Annotated in this window: 18 protein-coding genes; 7 read left to right on the top strand and 11 right to left on the bottom strand. The window is 70.1% G+C overall.

What is annotated here, in order from left to right; translation table 11 throughout:
* Positions 1 to 88 precede the first annotated feature (88 nt).
* The 10 genes from lepB (C1N81_RS16855) to proS all read right to left on the bottom strand — a co-directional run bounded on the left by lepB (C1N81_RS16855) (position 89) and on the right by proS (position 8,014).
* Complete coding sequence (gene lepB, locus C1N81_RS16855; protein WP_394429947.1) at positions 89 to 1,066, bottom strand: signal peptidase I; 978 nt, start codon at positions 1,064 to 1,066, stop codon at positions 89 to 91.
* On the bottom strand, positions 954 to 2,078 hold the full coding sequence (lepB, locus tag C1N81_RS16860; protein WP_394429949.1) for a signal peptidase I: 1,125 nt from the start codon (positions 2,076 to 2,078) through the stop codon (positions 954 to 956). Before lepB (C1N81_RS16860) ends, lepB (C1N81_RS16855) begins: the two co-directional genes overlap by 113 nt.
* The gene (gene lepB, locus C1N81_RS16865) at positions 2,071 to 2,775 is read right to left on the bottom strand and encodes a signal peptidase I (RefSeq protein ID WP_394429951.1); all 705 of its coding nucleotides are present in this window, start codon (positions 2,773 to 2,775) and stop codon (positions 2,071 to 2,073) included. Before lepB (C1N81_RS16865) ends, lepB (C1N81_RS16860) begins: the two co-directional genes overlap by 8 nt.
* A 65-nt stretch (positions 2,776 to 2,840) precedes the next feature.
* Complete coding sequence (gene rplS / locus C1N81_RS16870) at positions 2,841 to 3,191, bottom strand: 50S ribosomal protein L19 (RefSeq protein WP_361064980.1); 351 nt, start codon at positions 3,189 to 3,191, stop codon at positions 2,841 to 2,843.
* Positions 3,192 to 3,323: 132 nt separating this feature from the next.
* The gene (gene trmD, locus C1N81_RS16875; RefSeq protein WP_394429953.1) at positions 3,324 to 4,145 is read right to left on the bottom strand and encodes a tRNA (guanosine(37)-N1)-methyltransferase TrmD; all 822 of its coding nucleotides are present in this window, start codon (positions 4,143 to 4,145) and stop codon (positions 3,324 to 3,326) included.
* Positions 4,142 to 4,726, bottom strand: a complete 585-nt coding sequence (gene rimM, locus C1N81_RS16880; RefSeq protein WP_394429955.1) for a ribosome maturation factor RimM — start codon at positions 4,724 to 4,726, stop codon at positions 4,142 to 4,144. Before rimM ends, trmD begins: the two co-directional genes overlap by 4 nt.
* Positions 4,727 to 4,866: 140 nt before the next feature.
* Entirely contained in the window at positions 4,867 to 5,106 is a 240-nt protein-coding gene (locus C1N81_RS16885) for an RNA-binding protein (protein WP_324767399.1), read from the bottom strand.
* A gap of 2 nt (positions 5,107 to 5,108) precedes the next feature.
* Entirely contained in the window at positions 5,109 to 5,531 is a 423-nt protein-coding gene (gene rpsP, locus C1N81_RS16890) for a 30S ribosomal protein S16 (protein WP_394429957.1), read from the bottom strand.
* Between the two features lie 211 nt (positions 5,532 to 5,742).
* Positions 5,743 to 6,339: a hypothetical protein gene (locus C1N81_RS16895; protein ID WP_361064993.1), complete on the bottom strand. Its 597-nt coding sequence runs from the start codon at positions 6,337 to 6,339 to the stop codon at positions 5,743 to 5,745.
* Positions 6,340 to 6,598: 259 nt separating this feature from the next.
* Entirely contained in the window at positions 6,599 to 8,014 is a 1,416-nt protein-coding gene (gene proS / locus C1N81_RS16900; RefSeq protein ID WP_394429959.1) for a proline--tRNA ligase, read from the bottom strand.
* A 256-nt stretch (positions 8,015 to 8,270) separates the two neighbouring features.
* Here proS and C1N81_RS16905 point away from each other — a divergent pair, with 256 nt between their 5' ends.
* Entirely contained in the window at positions 8,271 to 9,134 is an 864-nt protein-coding gene (locus C1N81_RS16905) for a class I SAM-dependent methyltransferase (RefSeq protein ID WP_394429961.1), read from the top strand.
* A gap of 24 nt (positions 9,135 to 9,158) precedes the next feature.
* Here the strand turns inward: C1N81_RS16905 and ftsH are convergent, their stop codons facing one another.
* A complete protein-coding gene (ftsH, locus tag C1N81_RS16910; RefSeq protein ID WP_394429963.1) occupies positions 9,159 to 11,099 on the bottom strand; it encodes an ATP-dependent zinc metalloprotease FtsH in 1,941 nt (646 codons plus the stop codon).
* 103 nt (positions 11,100 to 11,202) lie between these two features.
* Here ftsH and yhfZ point away from each other — a divergent pair, with 103 nt between their 5' ends.
* From yhfZ to C1N81_RS16940, 6 genes are all read left to right on the top strand, one after another.
* Positions 11,203 to 12,147 (top strand): GntR family transcriptional regulator YhfZ, encoded by a 945-nt coding sequence (gene yhfZ / locus C1N81_RS16915; protein ID WP_394429965.1) that lies wholly within the window; start codon positions 11,203 to 11,205, stop codon positions 12,145 to 12,147.
* A 94-nt stretch (positions 12,148 to 12,241) separates the two neighbouring features.
* The gene (locus tag C1N81_RS16920) at positions 12,242 to 12,616 is read left to right on the top strand and encodes a PRD domain-containing protein (protein ID WP_394429967.1); all 375 of its coding nucleotides are present in this window, start codon (positions 12,242 to 12,244) and stop codon (positions 12,614 to 12,616) included.
* Between the two features lie 44 nt (positions 12,617 to 12,660).
* Complete coding sequence (locus C1N81_RS16925; protein ID WP_394429969.1) at positions 12,661 to 13,017, top strand: DUF2620 domain-containing protein; 357 nt, start codon at positions 12,661 to 12,663, stop codon at positions 13,015 to 13,017.
* 16 nt (positions 13,018 to 13,033) lie between these two features.
* On the top strand, positions 13,034 to 14,380 hold the full coding sequence (locus C1N81_RS16930) for a YhfT family protein (protein WP_394429971.1): 1,347 nt from the start codon (positions 13,034 to 13,036) through the stop codon (positions 14,378 to 14,380).
* Between the two features lie 246 nt (positions 14,381 to 14,626).
* Entirely contained in the window at positions 14,627 to 15,574 is a 948-nt protein-coding gene (locus C1N81_RS16935) for a phosphotriesterase family protein (RefSeq protein WP_394429973.1), read from the top strand.
* 2 nt (positions 15,575 to 15,576) lie between these two features.
* Positions 15,577 to 16,704: an aminotransferase class V-fold PLP-dependent enzyme gene (locus C1N81_RS16940; RefSeq protein WP_394429975.1), complete on the top strand. Its 1,128-nt coding sequence runs from the start codon at positions 15,577 to 15,579 to the stop codon at positions 16,702 to 16,704.
* Position 16,705: the final 1 nt, after the last annotated feature.

Here is a 16,705-nt window from a genome sequence, read left to right on the forward strand (position 1 = left end):
CAGTTGCTCCCCGCGTCGGAGAATTCGACCCGCGCGGCCCGGCCCGAACGGCACGGACCTCCGAAGATCGGCGATCTGGGACGGCACCCTACCCGGCGGTACCGGTCCCAGAAACCCTGGTCTTCCCCTCGGTGAGGCGCTTGTTGATCTTGCGGCGGCGCAGCAGGACCAGCGGCACCGCGCCCGCGAGGCCCAGCGCGCCGGGAGCCACGCTCGCCGCCGTGTTGATGCCCGGCTGGTCGAAGGTGTCCGGCACCGGCAGCGTCGACCAGTGCGTGGGCGGCCAGGCGACGACGATGGCCCGGCCCACGACGTTGTCCACCGGGACGAAGCCCTGGTTCTTGTCGCTCTGGTGGTACCGGGAGTCCATCGAGTCCTGGCGGTGATCGCCCATGACCCAAACTTTGCCCTCAGGAACCTTCACCTTGAACGTTCCGCCCGCGTTGTCCGCGCTGCACGGGGTGTTGCCCGCGTACACGTACGGCTCGCTGAGCGCCTTGCCGTTCACCCTGAGCGGCGCCGTGCCGTTGCACTCGACGGTGTCGCCTCCGACGCCGACGACGCGCTTGATGAGGTCCTTCTCGTCCGCGGACGGCATCAGGCCGACCCAGCTGAGGACCTGCTGCACCGCGTTCGGCTCCGCCGTCGGCTCGCCCTCCAGCCACTTGTCCGGGTCGTGGAAGACGATGACCTCGCCGCGCTCCGGCTCCGAGCCGAACCACGGGGTCAGCTTGTCGACGAGCACCCGGTCGCCGATCTGCAGCGTGTTCTCCATCGAGGCCGAGGGGATCGAGAACGCCTGGACCAGGAACGTCTTGATCACCAGGGCGAGGACGAGCGCGATGACGATGAGGAGCGGCAGCTCCTTCCAGAAGGAGCGGGGCTTCTTCTGCTTGCTCGCGACCTCGTCGCTGCCGGATCCCGGCCCGTCCGCGGGTGCCGGTTCCATCGCGTCACCGTCCTCGGGAACGCGGTCCGTCACGGCCGGACTCGCCGCGTCGTCGGATCGCCCGGGCTGCTCCTCGGGTCCATGCCCTGACCGTGCGCCGACCGCCAAGTCCCCCACATCCACTCCTCACTCCGTGCCGCTGCCTGATCCCTACGCGATGCAGGCCCACCATTCCCATAACGAGCGGGAGTTCCGCAGGGGTCGGGAGGGGGATCAATCCGTCCGAATTCGATGTTCTCGATGGTGTCGAACCCGGTACGGCGCTGGTCGCGAGGTCCAGCCTATGTGACGTACCGGCGGCCGCTGCCGACCCGTCGCCATGCGCGTCGGCCACCGCCGCGAACGTGTCCGGCTCATCGAGCCCCGACCAGTGCCCCACGGGCCACACGATCCACCGTGCGCGGCCCACCACGGATTCCTCGGAGACCGTGCCGTTGAACGCCTCCGTGAGATGGAAGCGCGAGTCCGCGGAGTTCGCCCGGTGGTCGCCCATCACGAACAGCCGCCCTTGCGGGACCTTTACCGAAAAAGTGAACTTGGAGGGGGCATTGCCCGGGTGGATGTACGCGGCCTCGTTCAGCGGGACGCCGTTGACCGTGACCCGGCCCTGCGCGTCGCAGCACTTCACGGTGTCGCCGCCGACGCCGACGACCCGCTTGATCAGGTCGCGCTCGTCGTCGGAGGGCAGCAGCCCGATCCAGGTCAGGCCGGTCTTGATCTGCTTGATCCCGACCGGGGCCTCCTCCGCCGGGCCGGTCTCCTGCTCCAGCCACTTCCCGGGGTCCCGGAAGACGACCACGTCACCGCGGTGCACCTTCGCGCCGAACCAGGGCGTGAGTTTGTCCACGACGACCCGGTCACCGATCTTGATCGTCTGCTCCATGGAGCCCGACGGGATGACGAAGGCCTGCACGAGGAATGTCTTCAGGACAAGGGCGATGAGCAGGGCCACGCCTATGAGGAGCGGTATCTCCTTGATCGCGGAGCGCCTTCTGCGCCGCTTCACCTTGCGGGCGAGTCTGCGCCGCTCCGCCCTGCCGCGCGGCGGCTGGCCGCTGGTGGGCCGGCTTCCCGTGGGCAGCTGCTCGCCAGGGCCATGGCCGTCGCGGGCCTTGCCGCGCCTACCCATGGGCACCGCCAGGCGCGGGCACGCGCGCGTAGACGTCCGTCCGCGACAAGGACCGCCAGTGCCCGAAGGGCCAGGCGATCCACTGTGCCTTGCCGATCACCTGGTCGACGGGGACGAAGCCGCCGCCCGGGGCGCCGAGGTAGTCACGCGAGTCCCGGGAGTCGCCGCGATGGTCGCCGAGCAGGAAGAGGGTGCCCTCGGGCACCTTGATGTCGAACGGCACCTCCGAAGCGGCGTCCCCCGCGTGCAGCAGGGAGCGCTCGTCCACGGACCGCCCGTTCACCTCGATACTCCCCTTGCTGTCGCAGCAGACCACATGGTCGCCCCCCACCCCGACGACGCGCTTGACGTAGTCGGCATTCCCGAAGTACCCGCTGCCGTCGAACACGACCACGTCCCCGCGGCCGGGTTCGGCACCGAAACGGTACGCCAACTTGTTTACGAGAACGCGGTCCCCGACCCTCAACGTGCTCTCCATGGAGCTGCTGGGGATCTGGAAGGGCTGCATCACGAAGACGCTGACGGCCAGCATGAACGCGACGCACGTCAGGAGTGTGAGGGTGACGCGGCCGCCGGGCAGCCATGCGGCGAGCCCGGACAGCAAAGAGGAGCGCGACCGGTCCTCCTCGCCCGCCGAGGTGTCCTTCGAGGGCTGGGAGGAGCGGTCGCGCTCCACAGGCTGTGCTTCGGTGTCCATCGAGACCGGATGGTATCCGGCCACGCTGTGACGCCGTCCGCGAGAGGTGCTCCCGCGGCGCGAGATCAGTTCTCGCGCTTCTCCTTGATCTTGGCGGCCTTGCCGCGCAGCTCACGGAGGTAGTACAGCTTGGCGCGGCGCACGTCACCCCTGGTGACGAGCTCGATCTTCTCGACGATCGGCGTGTGCACCGGGAAGGTGCGCTCGACGCCGACGGAGAAGGAGACCTTGCGGACCGTGAAGGTCTCGCGGACACCGGCGCCCTGGCGGCGGATGACTACGCCCTTGAACTGCTGCACACGGGAGCGGTTGCCCTCGATGACGCGGACGTGGACGTTGACGGTGTCACCCGGGCGGAAGGCCGGGAGGTCGCTGCGGAGCGACGCGGCGTCGACGGAGTCGAGCAGGTGAGACATGATCGTCTGCTTTCTTCACCGATGCCACAGGTCATCGGCGGGAGGTATGCGATGAGTTTCGGTAGCTGATCGCGTCGGGCCTGACGTCGTTCCCCCTGTGGCAGGGGCGCCGGCTGGACGTACAGCAGCGGCCTATTCTTCCACGGCCTCGGGCGTTGGCCCAAATCGCCCGTCGGGTCCCGGCCGCCACCCGAGGATCGAGAGCATCTCCCGGTCCTTCTTGTCGAAGGCCTTCGGGTCCGTGCGCTCGACAAGGTCGGGCCGGTTGCGCACGGTACGGCGCAGCGCCTCGTCCCTGCGCCAGCGCGCGATCTTGCCGTGGTGGCCGCTGAGCAGCACGTCCGGGATGTCCCGGCCGCGCCACTCGGGCGGCTTGGTGTAGACCGGCCCTTCGAGGAGGTTGGCCATGGCGCCCGGCGCGAACGAGTCGTCCTGGTGCGAGGCTGCGTTGCCGAGCACACCGGGCAGCAGGCGGGCGACCGCCTCCGTGATCACCAGCACGGCGGCTTCTCCGCCCGCGAGGACGTAGTCGCCGATGGAGACCTCGTAGACGGGCATACGGGTCGCGTACTCGTCGATGACGCGGCGGTCGATGCCCTCGTAGCGCGCGGGCGTGAAGACCAGCCAGGGGCGCTCGGAGAGCTCCACGGCGAGTTCCTGGGTGAAGGGGCGCCCGCTGGGCGTCGGGACGACCAGGACGGGCCCCTGCGCCCCGTTCTCGTACCCGTCCGCCAGGACGTCGTCGAGCGCCTCGCCCCAGGGCTCGGTCTTCATGACCATGCCGGGGCCGCCGCCGTAGGGGGTGTCGTCGACCGTGTTGTGCCGGTCGTGCGTCCACTCCCGCAGGTCGTGCAGGTGGACGTCGAGCTGGCCACGCGCGCGTGCCTTGCCGACGAGCGAGACGTTCAGCGGGTCGAGGTACTCGGGGAAGATCGTGACGACGTCGAGCCTCATGCGGACTCGTCCTCGGCACGCTCGGCGTCGCTGGCGTCGGCGTCGCCGTCGCGGCTGGAGGCGATCTCCGCGCGGTCGTCGATGAGGCCGGGCGGCGGCGTGATGACCGCCTTCTGCTCCTCGAGGTCGATCTCGGTGACGATCTCCTCGACGAACGGGATCATGACCTCGCTGCCGTCGGGCCGCTCCACGATGAACAGGTCCTGCGAGGGCAGGTGCGAGATCTCCGTGATGCGGCCGACCTCGGTGCCGTCGGCGGTGACGACGTCGAGGTCCATGAGCTGGTGGTCGTAGAACTCGTCCGGGTCCTCCGGCAGCTCCTCCGGGTCGACCTCGGCGATCAGGAGCGTGTTGCGCAGCGCCTCCGCCCCGGTCCTGTCGCGTACGCCTGCGAAGCGCAGCAGCAGCCGGCCGCTGTGGACGCGGCCGGACTCGATGGTGAGCGGTCCGGTGGCGGCGGGGTCGGTGGCGAGCACCGCGCCGGGGCCGAGCCGCAGCTCGGGCTCGTCGGTGCGCACCTCGATGGTGACCTCACCCTTGATGCCGTGGGCGCGGCCGATGCGCCCGACTACCAACTGCACGGTCGGTGACTCTCCTGTCATGCCTGTCGTACGAAGGGGACCGGCCGAAGGGCCGGTCGGACGGCCGGGGGGCCGTCAAACGACTACGGGCCGGGGACGGCTCGTAAGCCCTCCCCGGCCCGAGCCGGTGTTCAACTTTGTCAGCGAGCCTGGTCGACGTCGACGAGGTCGACGCGGACACCGCGGCCGCCGATGGCGCCCACGACAGTACGCAGAGCGCGCGCGGTGCGGCCGTTACGGCCGATCACCTTGCCGAGGTCGTCGGGGTGGACCCGGACCTCCAGCACGCGCCCACGACGCAGATTGCGCGAGGCGACCTGCACATCGTCGGGGTTGTCGACAATGCCCTTCACGAGGTGCTCAAGAGCCTCCTCGAGCATGCTCAGGCCTCGGTCGACTCGGACGCAGCCTCAGCGGCCTCGTCCTTCTTCTCAGCCTTCTTCTTCTGGGTGATGGCCTCACCCTTGGGCTCGTCGGCCGTGGCGAGCGCCTCGAAGGAGGGGCGGGCCTGCTTCGGCTCGGCGACCTTCAGCGGCTCGGGGGCGGGCAGACCCTTGTGCTTCTGCCAGTCACCGGTGAGCTTCAGGATGGCCATGACGGGCTCGGTCGGCTGCGCGCCGACGCTCAGCCAGTACTGCGCGCGCTCCGAGTCGACCTCGATGCGCGACGGGTTCTGCACCGGGTGGTACAGACCGATCTCCTCGATGGCCCGGCCGTCACGGCGGGTACGGGAGTCGGCGACGACGATGCGGTAGTGAGGCGAACGGATCTTGCCCAGACGCTTCAGCTTGATCTTGACTGCCACGGAAGTGGTGTCTCCTGGTCTTGACGTGGGTGGGCACGGCGAGATTGCCGCGTGGGGTTGCGGTACCCGAGTGCCCGATGGACGCGTCAGCCGGAGGAGAGAGGGGTCCTGTGCGACTGTCGAGTACAGCTAGCCATTGTGCCACACCTCGCCGGGACGGCCGCACCCTCCCCCGCGTGCTCGCCGGCCGTCCCCACCAGTCGCCGGGCGCTCACCCCACGGCGGCTCCGACGACCTCCGGGATGCGGAACGGCTTGCCGCAGCCGCCGCACATGATCGGCGCCTGGGCGAGGACCGACGGTACGACGCGCACATTGCGGCCGCAGTCGCAGACCGCCTTGACGCGGACGCCTCCTCCGGAGGAGCCGTGCCGGGCGGCCGGGCCGCGGAAGCTGCGCTTGGTGTCGGCGGCGGTCGCGACGGTGTGCGCCTTGAGGGCGCGGTGCAGCCGCTCGATCGTCTGCCGGTAGCGCTGCTTGGCCTCCGGGTTGAGCGTGACCAGGGAGAAGCCGCTGCTGGGATGCGGCTCCTCGGGATGGTCGAGGCCCAACTCCTCGGCGATGGCCAGGAATCTGCGGTTGTGGTACCGGCCGGCGCGCGAGGTGTCGCGGATTCCGCGCGCGGCGGCGATGCCGTGGACTGCCTCATGGAGGAGTCGCTCGAAGGAGAGCTCGTGCCCGCAGGCGGACGACGACTCCCCGATCAGGGATTCGGGCGCGGCGAGATCCGGCAGTTCGGGGTGGTGCCGCTGAATGTCGGCCCACGCCCCTGCCAGCTCTGCGGCGAGAACAGGTGGTGTCGTGCTCACGTCGTGACAACGAGCCGGGGTACCTCTGTGTTCCTATTCCGGGGCATCCCAAATATTTTGCACGTACCAGTCAGTCGTCGCTCATGTATCCGGACGAGGGCGGGTGCGCTGATCTGCGGAGAAGCCGCACAGCTCGCACCAAGGTGGTGCGTAGCAACGCGTACGCCCCGGCGCGTAGGTGGCCTGCTCGCGCCGGGGCGTACGTATCGGTCCGGTGCGCAAGAGACGTTTCGGCCTCTTCCGCGCTGCTGAAGGTAGCTCAGTAGGCGCGCGCCACGATCGCGACGTTACCGGGTGCGTCGTCCGCGTCCGGCACCGACCCGTCCGCGGCGAGCAGACAGCGCACGGACACTCCGTGCTCGGCCAGGGCCGCCTCGCCCTCCTCGCCGAGAGCCGCCCACGGGATGCGGGCCCAGCCGCCCGCCAGGGCCGCCTCGACCGCTTCGTCGAAGGTCGCGGCCTCGCTCGTGCGCTCCTCGCGGCGCCGGCGTGACTCGGCAAGGAGCAGCGCCTGGTCCTCCTCGAGGAGGACGGGGACGAGTCCGGCCAGGGCGTCGACACTCACGGCTTCCTTTCCGCCCGGGATGCGGCGGGCCAGCATGGCGGTGCCGTTCTCCAGGTCGCAGGGGCCGACCTCGATCCGCAGGGGGACGCCTTTCAGCTCCCAGTCGACGGCGCGGCGGCCGAAGGGGATGTCCGTGCGGTCGTCGACGTGCACCCGGACGCCCGCCGTTCGAAGGGCGTCGCCGATCTCGCGCACCTTGGCGATCACGGAGTCGTCGCCCTTGATGGCGAGAACCACGGCCTGGACGGGGGCGAGCCGGGGCGGCACGCGCAGCCCGTTGTCGTCGCCGTGCATCATCACCAGCGCGCCGATCATGCGGGTGGTCGAGCCCCAGGACGTCTGCCAGACCAGTTCCTGCTTGCCCTCCTTGGACAGGTACTGGGTGTGGAACGCCTTGGCGAAGTTCTGGCCGAGCTCATGGCTGGTGCCCATCTGGAGGGCCTTGCCGTCGCCCATCATTCCCTCGAGCGTGAGGGTGTTGATGGCGCCCGCGAAGCGTTCCCTGGCCGTCTTGCGGCCCAGGACGACATCCATCGCGAGCACGTTTTCCATGAAGTCGGCGTAAACGTGCTGGTGGATGCGTGCCGCGAAGTCACGCGCCCCCTCGTATGTCGCGTGCGCCGTGTGGCCTTCCTGCCAGAGGAATTCCGTCGTCCGGAGGAAGAGGCGGGGGCGCAATTCCCAACGCACCACGTTGGCCCATTGGTTGATGAGGAGGGGGAGGTCCCTGTAGCTCTGGATCCACTTGGCGAAGTAGTCGTTGACGATCATTTCCGAGGTGGGGCGGACGACGGCGGGCTCTTCGAGCTCCTTGCCGCCGCCGTGCGTGACCACGGCCAGTTCGGGTGCGAAACCCTCGACGTGGTCGGCCTCCCTGGCAAGATAGGACTGCGGGATCAGAAGCGGGAAATAGGCGTTCTGCGTGCCCGTTTCCTTGATGCGGGCGTCCATGTCCTGCTGCATCCGCTCCCACAGGCCGTAGCCGTACGGTCGGATGACCATTGTGCCGCGCACCGGTCCGTTGTCGGCCAGTTCGGCCTTGGAGATCAGGTCCTGGTACCAGCGCGGAAAGTCTTCCGCCCGGGGCGTGAGAACAGGTGCTTTGGCCATGGCGCGCATGCTACGGCGCGGGCCTTGGCGGACGGGAATCCTTTTCGCCCGGTTGCCGCGCTCCCCCTCCGGCCGTGACCGGGGGGCGCACGACGGAGCACGCGGGCATTGTCGGCACGCCTGCCTGACACCCCCTAGACGTGACGGACGATGCGGAGTTCTCTGGCTTACGGGGGGAGAGCGAGCAGCGCGCGAAATCGGTTCACACACCACAGCGACAACTCTCGGCATCTCTCGTTGGATTGGGGCACTTTCGATGACACCTACGCTCGTGCGGCGACACCTTTCCCACGCGGACCCCGCGCCGCGCGTGGACCTGTGCGCACGCGCGCGTGACTGGTCGGAGATCCAGGAGCGCATGCTGGTCCCCGTCTACGAAGCGGTGTACGAGCGGCTCGAGGTCGGCTCGGGCACCCGGCTCCTCGGACTCGACTGCGGCACCGGCCTCGCCCTGCTCATGGCCGCCTCGCGCGGCGCTGCCGTGACAGGCGTCGAACCCGCCGAACCCGAACGGCTCGCGCTCGCCCGCGAGCGGCTGCTGCCCGCCGCCGGGGAAGGGCCGGGCTCCCGCGCCCTGCGGCTCACGGACGGCGGCGAGGACGGCATCAGCGTGGCCGAGCCCGGCGAGCCTCCCTACAACCTCGTCACCGCCTTCCAGCCGATCGGCCGCACGGCCGGTGACTCGGCGGGTCTGTCCAGCCTCCTGGAGCGCATCACGCCGCTGACGGAGCGGCGGGCCGCTGTCGTGCTCGTCGGCTGGGGCCCGCCGGAGCGTTGTGCCTCGTCGGCGGTCCTGCGGGTGGCCACGAAGCTCTCCGACCCGCTGTGCGGTACGGGGACGTGGCGTCCCGCGCTCCGGGACGATCTGGAGGAGGTGGCCCAGCGGGCGGGGCTGCGGCCCGACGGCTCGGGTCGTGTGGCGTGCCCGTTCGGGTACGCGGACGCGGAGAGCGCGGTGCGCGGCCTGCTGTCCACGGGTCTCTTCGACGCGGCGGTGAGCGCGACGGATCTGGCGCAGGTGGACAAGGAGGTGACGGAGGCGCTGCAGCCGTACGTGCGCAAGGACGGCACCGTGTGGATGCCCAATGTCTTCCGTTACCTGATCGCCCGTACGCCCTGAGCTGTACGGCCCGTACGCCGTTCGTCAGTCCTTGACGAGGCGGGTGATTCCGGCGACCCGGTAGGCGTCCGCCTCGTCGAGGGTCTCGTTCTCGAGGAGGGCGTCGGCGAGGGCGTCCAGCCTGGCGCGGTTCTCGCGCAGGGTGTCGCACGCCTCCTGGTAGCACTCGTCCACGATGCGGCGCATCTCGCGGTCGATCGTGTCGAGTGTGTCGGGGGCGGCGGCGAGGCCGTACGCCTGCTGGGCGTCGTTCGGCAGAGCGGACAGCCGGCCGACCTTCTGGCTCATGCCCCAGCGGCCGACCATGCCGCGGGCGATGTTGGTGACCTGTTCGAGGTCGTTCTCCGCTCCCGTGGTGACGACGCCGTAGACGACCTGTTCGGCCGCCATGCCGCCGAGGGCGCCGATGATGCGCCCGCGGAGGTACTCCTCCGTGTACGCGTACTTGTCGGCGTCCGGGGTGGACAGCGTGACGCCGAGCGCCCTGCCGCGCGGCACGATCGTGATCTTGCGGACGGGGTCGGCTCCCGGCTGGAGCATGCCGAGGAGGGCGTGGCCGCTCTCGTGGTAGGCGGTGCGGTGGCGTTCCTCGTCGGGCATCACCAGGGGCCGTTCGGCGCCGAGCTGTACCTTCTCCAGCGCCTCTGAGAGGTCGGTCTGCGTGACCTGGTCCTGCTTGCGCTTGACGGCGATGAGGGCGGCCTCGTTGGTGAGGTTGGCGAGTTCCGCGCCGGTCATGCCCGGCGTCGTACGGGCGACCTGGGCGAGGTCCACGTCGGGGGCGAGGGGGATCTCGCGCGAGTGGATCTTGAGGATGGCCTCGCGGCCGTCCCGGTCGGGTGGTGAGACGGTGACGACGCGGTCGAAGCGGCCGGGCCGGGTGAGGGCGGGGTCGAGGACGTCGGCGCGGTTGGTGGCGGCGATGACGATGACACCTTCCGAGCCGGTGAAGCCGTCCATCTCGGTGAGGATCTGGTTCAGGGTCTGCTCGCGTTCGTCATGGCCGCCCATGCCGCTGCCGCCGCCCCGCGCGCGGCCGATGGTGTCGATCTCGTCGATGAAGATGATCGACGGGGCGACCTTGCGGGCCTCGGCGAAGAGCTCACGCACGCGTGAGGCGCCGACGCCGACGATCATCTCGATGAACTCCGAGGCCGAGGCGGAGAAGAACGGCACTCCCGCTTCGCCCGCCACCGCGCGCGCGAGGAGCGTCTTTCCGGTGCCGGGCGGGCCGGCGAGGAGGACGCCGCGGGGCATTTTGGCGCCCATCCTGCGGTAGGCATCGGGGTTCTTGAGGAAGTCGACGACATCGTTCAGCTCACCCTCGACCTCGTCGATTCCTGCGACGTCCTCGAAGGTGGTGCGCTTTTTACCGGCCTCCAGTTCGACCGGCTTGGGCGGCTGTTTCCGGCCGAGCATGCCGCCCGCGCCGCCCATGCCCTGGCTCATGCGCCGCGCGATGAAGATCCACAGGAAGACCAGGAGCAGCATCGGGGCGAGCGAGATGAGCAGGTTGGAAAGGAAGCTGCGCTCCTGGACGACCGGTTCGGCCGTCACGACGACGTTGTGCTTCTCCAGGTTGGCCCAGAGGTCGTCGTCGGCGAAGGAGGGCCTTTGGGTCGTGAACTTCGTGTAGTTCTTCTTGCCGCCGTCGCTGTCGTCCGGGGTGGGCCGCTCCTTCTTGAGCTGGCCCTGGATCGCGTCACCCTTGGCGTAGATCTTGGTGACATTGTCGTCGGCGACCTGCTTGCTGAACTCGGTGTAGGAGATGGTCGGCTCGTCGCCCTCGTTGAAGAACGACAGCACCAGGTTGGCGATGAGGTAGACGATCAGGGCCGTCAGGACGAGGCCGCCCCAGCCGCCGGGCATCTTGCGCTTGGGCGACTGCGGGGGCGGGGGCGGGGGCGCGCCTTCGGAGCGCCATGGCTGGTCGGTCCGGTCGCGCGGGGGTACGGGGTTCGCCACGCCTCTTCTCCTCCTGCCCGCTGCGACGGTGGAATCCTGCGCCCATGACCGCACAGATCCGGACCTCTTGCCAGTATCCAGAATCCTGGTTACTGTCTGGTTCGTGAACGGTTTCGACGAGCGCTTCCTTACGCGCAACGGCCTTGCGGCGCGCCAGCTCGCGGTCCTCCTGATGGGCCACGAGGTGGAGACGCGGCTGCCGCGCGTGAAGGACTTCGCCCAGGAACTGGGGTGCGGGAACGGGACCGTGCAGGCGGCATTGCGCCTCCTGGAGGAGGCCGGCGCCATCTCGACCGCCGCCCGGGGCCATCTGGGGACCTTCCTGGTCCGCTCGGACCGCGCCATACTCTGGCGCCTCTCCGGCCTCGGCACCCTGCTGGCCGCGATGCCGCTGCCCTACTCACGCCGCTACGAGGGCCTGGCCACGGGCCTGCGCGCCGCTTTCGAAGCCGCCGGGACACCTTTCGCCATCACCTTCATGCGCGGCGCCGGAGACCGTACGGCGGCCCTGCTCGAAGGCAAGGTCGACCTGGTGGTCCTGTCGCGCTTCGCGGCCGACGGCCTGGTCGAGCAGCACAAGGACCAGCTGGCCCTCGTCGCCGACCTGGGCCCTGCCACGTACGTGGGCGCGCACGGCTTCCTGGTGCGGGAAGGGGTCTCCCTGGACTCCCCCGGCCTGCGCGTCGCGGTCGACCACGCCTCGGAGGACCAGCGCATGCTGGCGGAGCGCGCCTTCGCCGGACGCGACGACATCCAGTGGGTCGAGTCGTCCTACATGCAGCTGCGCGACCTGTTCGCACAGAAGCAGGCCGACGCCACCGTCTGGAACCTCGACGAGGTGCAGGGCCGGCTCGGCATGGAGGTGGACGTCCTGCCGCTCGGCGACGAGGTCACGCGCGACCTGGCGCTGCGCAACTCCAGCGCGGCGATCATCGGCAGGACCGAGGGCGCGAAGGCACTGTCCGCGGTGCGTGACGCCCTCGACCTGTCCCAGGTGGCACAACTGCAGTCCGAAGTGGTGCGGGGCGAGCGCGTCCCCTCGTACTGACGTCCTGACGCGAGTCGCTCGGGTCCCGGCCTCCGGGGTTCTCCCTTCGGCTCAAAATCCAAAATCCCGGTTACTGTCTCGTTTGGGAGGTCCCATGGACGACCAACTAGCGCTCCGCATCCGGCTGTTCCAGGAGGGCGGCCAGGTCGGGCCCGAGGTCGCCGAGTTCGTGACCACCGAGCTCGCGGCCCTCGAGAACGAGGGGAACACCGTCACCGAGGAGAGCGCCGGGATGCTGACCAGCCATCTCATGATGGCGCTCACCCGGCTCGTGGACGGCGCTCCGATCGAGCAGTTCCTCACGGACGACCAGGTCGCCGCCGAACTCGCCGACCACCCCGACGCCGTGGCGCGCGCCCGGCTCGTCGCCGCACGCGCGCGTGCGGCGCTCGGCCGGACTCTGCCGGAGTCCGAGATCAACTTCCTGGCCATGCACCTCGCCGTCCTGGCGCAGCAGCCCGCCCGCTGAGTCCCACCCCGGGGCTCCCGGGCCCCAGAAAGAAGGAACCAGACATGACGAAGATCCTCACCGGTGGCGTCGGCAAGGTCGAAGTGGCCGACACGGTCAAGGGCCTCGGCCTCGACGGCGTCGAGGTCACCGTCTCCAGCGACATGGACGCGGCGATGAAGCTGCGCGCCGGACAGGCCGACTACTTCCTGGGCACCTGCCACACCGGCGCGGGCGCCTCCCTCGGCGTGCTCGTCGGCCTGATGGGACAGCCCGCCTGTCACACCTTCGGGCGTGGCGTACCGACCGAGGAGGAGGTCGGCGCCCTCCTTGCCGACGGCAAGAAGGTGTTCGGCTTCTCCATGGACCAGATCGACCGGATCGCCCCGCTGCTCGCGCGGGCGATCGCGGCTCGCTCGTAGCCGCGTAGGACACACCATGAACACAGCCACGGGCACCGTCATCGCCGCAGGTGCCAACCTCGACTTCAGCCTCGCGCAGCAGCTCACCGTGATCGCCCTGTGCGCGCTGACCGCGTTCATCTCGCACATGGCCCTCGCCGTCTTCAACGACGGTGTGCGCCCCTTCATGCTCGACTTCATCCAGGGGCGGTCCACCCGCAGCGCCACCACGGCGGTCTCGTTCGGCCTGTCGGCCGGGTTCATCTTCGGCCTCGGCGCGCCCATGGCCCTGTCCACGGGCGTCCTCAACCCGTGGCTGGTGTTCCTGCCCACCGACATCCTGGGCATCCTCTCGCCCAAGAAGTGGCTCGCGCCGATCCTGGGCGCGGCCTGGGGCGCGGTCGTCGTCTTCGGCCTGAACGGCGCCAACAACCTGGCGCACGACCTGCCCGTCGACTTCCTGACCGCGATGCAGCAGATGTCGACGCCGATCCTGTTCCTGTTCACGCTGTTCCCGGTGCTCGCCATCAGCAAGCAGTTCGGGCGCAAGTGGGGCGGCGTCGCGGGCGTCCTCGAACTCGCCCTCGTCGTCATGACGATGAAGCTGTGGCCGAACATCTTCGCGGGCGCCCTCGCCATGGCCGTCGGTGTCCTGATGCTGATCGGCCTCGCGATCGCCAAGGACCTCAAGCAGCGCAAGGCGGACCGGGCGAACGCCGTCGAGGAGATCGCCCCCGGCGACGACCCCATGGCATCCCTGTTCAGCGCGAGCGCCGCGCGCCTTCGCCGGTATCTGCCGCTGTTCATGGTGCTCGGCGCGGGCGTCTGCGTCCTGGCCCAGATGCACATATTCGGCGGCGGCGAGGCGACCAGCTTCCTGATCGCCAAGGGGCAGTACGGGGAAGCGGCCCAGGTCGACTTCTACCGGGTGTTCGGCTTCATCCCGCTGATCGCGACGACGGCCCTGGCCTCCGGCGCGTACGGCATCGCGGGCTTCACGCTCGTCTACCCCATCGGGTACCTGCTGCCGAACCCGTTCCTCGCGGCCGTCGTGGGCGCTCTCGTCTTCGCCGCCGAGGTCCTCGCCCTGTCCTACATCGGCAGGTTCCTCGGCAAGCTGCCGAGCGTGCGCGACTCGTCGGAGCACCTGCGCAGCGCGATCAGCGACACGCTTCAACTGGCCATCCTGTTCGGCTCGCTGATGGCGGCGAACGCGATGGGTGCCGGGCTCGGCATCCTCGTCGTCGGCGGCCTCTACCTGCTGAACGAGGCGATGGGACGGCCCGTCGTGCGGATGGCGGCGGCGCCCGCGGCCGTGATCGTCGGCGGAATCCTGCTCAACATCCTGTACTGGCTCGACCTGTTCACGCCGATCAAGGCGTGAACGCCCGGCCCGTCGTGATCCGCTCTCCGGTCCCCGGTCTCCGGTCTCCGGTCTCCGGTCTCCGATCTCCGCGGAATCCTACGTTCCGTGAAACTCACCCCAGATTCGGTCACTCTCCGTGAAACTTTCGCGGAACGCGAGTCGTTGAGGGGGTGACCGGGCCACGACCGAGGCCGACCGCACCACCCGGTCCGCCGGGGCCAGTTCGGCCCGCCGGGGCCAGTTCGCCGGAAAGGAACACCCATCATGTCCACCACCACCCTCCACACCGTCACGGGACCCCTTTCCTACGAAGCCGTCCGCGGCCCCGCTCTCGCCCACGAGCACCTCGTCCTGAACCTGGACCGCGAGGGCGACGGCGGTGCCGTGCTCGACACCGGGCGGCACGGCCCCGCCGTCGCCGCCGAACTCGCGGCGCTGCGCGACGCGTTCGACCTCTCCCTCGTCATAGAGCTGACCTGCCGCGGCATGGGGCGCGATCCGCACGCACTCGCCGCGCTCGCCCGGGAGACAGGGGTCGCGGTCGTCGCGGCGACCGGCTGGTACTACGAGCCGTTCCACACGCCGGAGGTGGCGGAGGCGAGCGTGGAGCAGCTCACGGAGAGCCTCGTGGGCGAGATCGAGGGCGGCTTCGGCCCCAGCGGCATCCGGCCCGGCGTTCTCGGCGAGGTCGGCAGTCACGGGGACGTGCCGAGCGAGCCGGAGGCCCGTTCGCTGCGCGCCGCCGCCAGGGCCGCCGTCGCCACGGGGCTGTCCGTCGCCACGCACGCCCAGCTCGGGCGCGGCGGCCTCGCCCAGCTGGAGCTGCTCAGTTCGGAGGGGCTGCCCGCGCACCGCGTCTCCGTCGGCCACCAGGACCTTCTGGACGACCCGGGTGTGCACAAGGAGCTGGCGGCGAGCGGCGCGTACGTCGCCTTCGACACCGTCGGAAAGGAGAGCTACCAGAGCGACGAGACCCGGCTGCGCCTCCTGCTCGGCCTCATCGAGGCGGGGTACGCCGACCGGGCCCTGCTCAGCTGCGACATCTCCCGGCACGCGTATCTGGAGGCGGAGGGCGGCCAGGGCTACGGGCATCTGTTCCGCTCGTTCCTGCCGCGGCTGCGGGCCGCCGGGGTGGACGACGACCTGATCGACCTGATGACGCGGCGCAACCCGTTGCGCTTCCTGACCGGTGCGAGCACGGAGGAGATCTGACCATGCCCCGACCGAACGCACCCGCGGTACCGGACCTCCCGGTGACCTACCCGCTCGCCACCGTCCCCCTGGAGGAAGCCGCGGCACGGCAGTTCCAGCTCCTCGAATGCACGGCCTCGCACTTCCAGGGCGCCGAGCTGTTCTCCGCGGACGCCGGCGTGGTGCCCGGCCTCGGACGGCCCAGGACGACCGCCCAGGTGGAGGCCGTGCTGGCCGACTACTTCGGCGCCGAGGACGCCGCCCTCGTGCAGGGCGCGGGCACCGGCGCCATCCGCGCGGCGCTGAGCGCGGCGGTGAGCGCGGGCGATCCGCTGCTCATCCACCGGGCGCCCGTCTACCGCACCACCGAGGTCACCCTGCGCGGCCTCGGGGTACGGACCCACGAGGTCGACTTCAACGACCTGGACGCGCTGCGCGCCGCCCTCGGCTCCGGCCGGTTCCGCTGGGCGTACATGCAGCACACGCGCCAGCGGCTCGGGGACTCCTACGACCCGGGCGAGGTCCTGGCCGCCTGCCGGGAGGCCGGGGTGCGCACCGTCGTCGACGACAACTACGCGGTGTTCCGGGTTCCGGCGGCCGGTGTCGAGCTGGGCGCCGACGCGTCCTGCTTCTCCCTCTTCAAGCTGCACGGCCCGGAGGGCGTGGGCGCGGTGGTGGGCGCCCGTGACCTGGTGGGGCACGTCCGCGCGGACAACTACTCGGGCGGCGGCCAGGTCCAGGGCCACCAGGCGCTCGACGCGCTGCGCGCGCTCACGCACGTACCGGTGATGTGGGCGCTCCAGTCGAGAGTCGGCGCGGAGGTCGCCGAGCGTCTCGCGGCGGGCGAGGTACCGGGCGTCACCGAGGTGCGCGTCGCCAACGCGCAGGACCGCTGTCTCCTCGTGCGGCTCGACCGGCCCGTCGCGCGCGAGCTGCCCGCCGTCGCCGCGAAGTTCGGGGCGGCCCCCTACCCGGTGGGCTCCAACTCGCGGTACGAGATCGCGCCGCTCTTCTACCGCATGTCCAGCTCCTCCCTCGACGACGCCCCGGAGCTCGCCGACTGGACGGTCCGGATCAACCCGATGCGGGCAGGTGCCGATCTGGTCGTCTCCGTCCTGCGCCGCTCACTCCACGAACTCAGCAAGGACTGAC

It is taken from the genome of Streptomyces sp. SGAir0957 (assembly GCF_043523415.1).

Bases quoted from the DNA above. Each gene is read 5' to 3' on its own strand.
- C1N81_RS16930 (WP_394429971.1), top strand. From the start codon at position 13,034: ATGAACACAGCCACGGGCACCGTCATCGCCGCAGGTGCCAACCTCGAC.
- trmD (WP_394429953.1), bottom strand. From the start codon at position 4,145: ATGAGGCTCGACGTCGTCACGATCTTCCCCGAGTACCTCGACCCGCTG.
- lepB (WP_394429951.1), bottom strand. From the start codon at position 2,775: ATGGACACCGAAGCACAGCCTGTGGAGCGCGACCGCTCCTCCCAGCCC.
- C1N81_RS16905 (WP_394429961.1), top strand. From the start codon at position 8,271: ATGACACCTACGCTCGTGCGGCGACACCTTTCCCACGCGGACCCCGCG.
- C1N81_RS16935 (WP_394429973.1), top strand. From the start codon at position 14,627: ATGTCCACCACCACCCTCCACACCGTCACGGGACCCCTTTCCTACGAA.
- C1N81_RS16940 (WP_394429975.1), top strand. From the start codon at position 15,577: ATGCCCCGACCGAACGCACCCGCGGTACCGGACCTCCCGGTGACCTAC.
- C1N81_RS16920 (WP_394429967.1), top strand. From the start codon at position 12,242: ATGGACGACCAACTAGCGCTCCGCATCCGGCTGTTCCAGGAGGGCGGC.
- rplS (WP_361064980.1), bottom strand. From the start codon at position 3,191: ATGTCTCACCTGCTCGACTCCGTCGACGCCGCGTCGCTCCGCAGCGAC.
- C1N81_RS16925 (WP_394429969.1), top strand. From the start codon at position 12,661: ATGACGAAGATCCTCACCGGTGGCGTCGGCAAGGTCGAAGTGGCCGAC.
- lepB (WP_394429949.1), bottom strand. From the start codon at position 2,078: ATGGGTAGGCGCGGCAAGGCCCGCGACGGCCATGGCCCTGGCGAGCAG.
- C1N81_RS16885 (WP_324767399.1), bottom strand. From the start codon at position 5,106: ATGCTCGAGGAGGCTCTTGAGCACCTCGTGAAGGGCATTGTCGACAAC.
- proS (WP_394429959.1), bottom strand. From the start codon at position 8,014: ATGGCCAAAGCACCTGTTCTCACGCCCCGGGCGGAAGACTTTCCGCGC.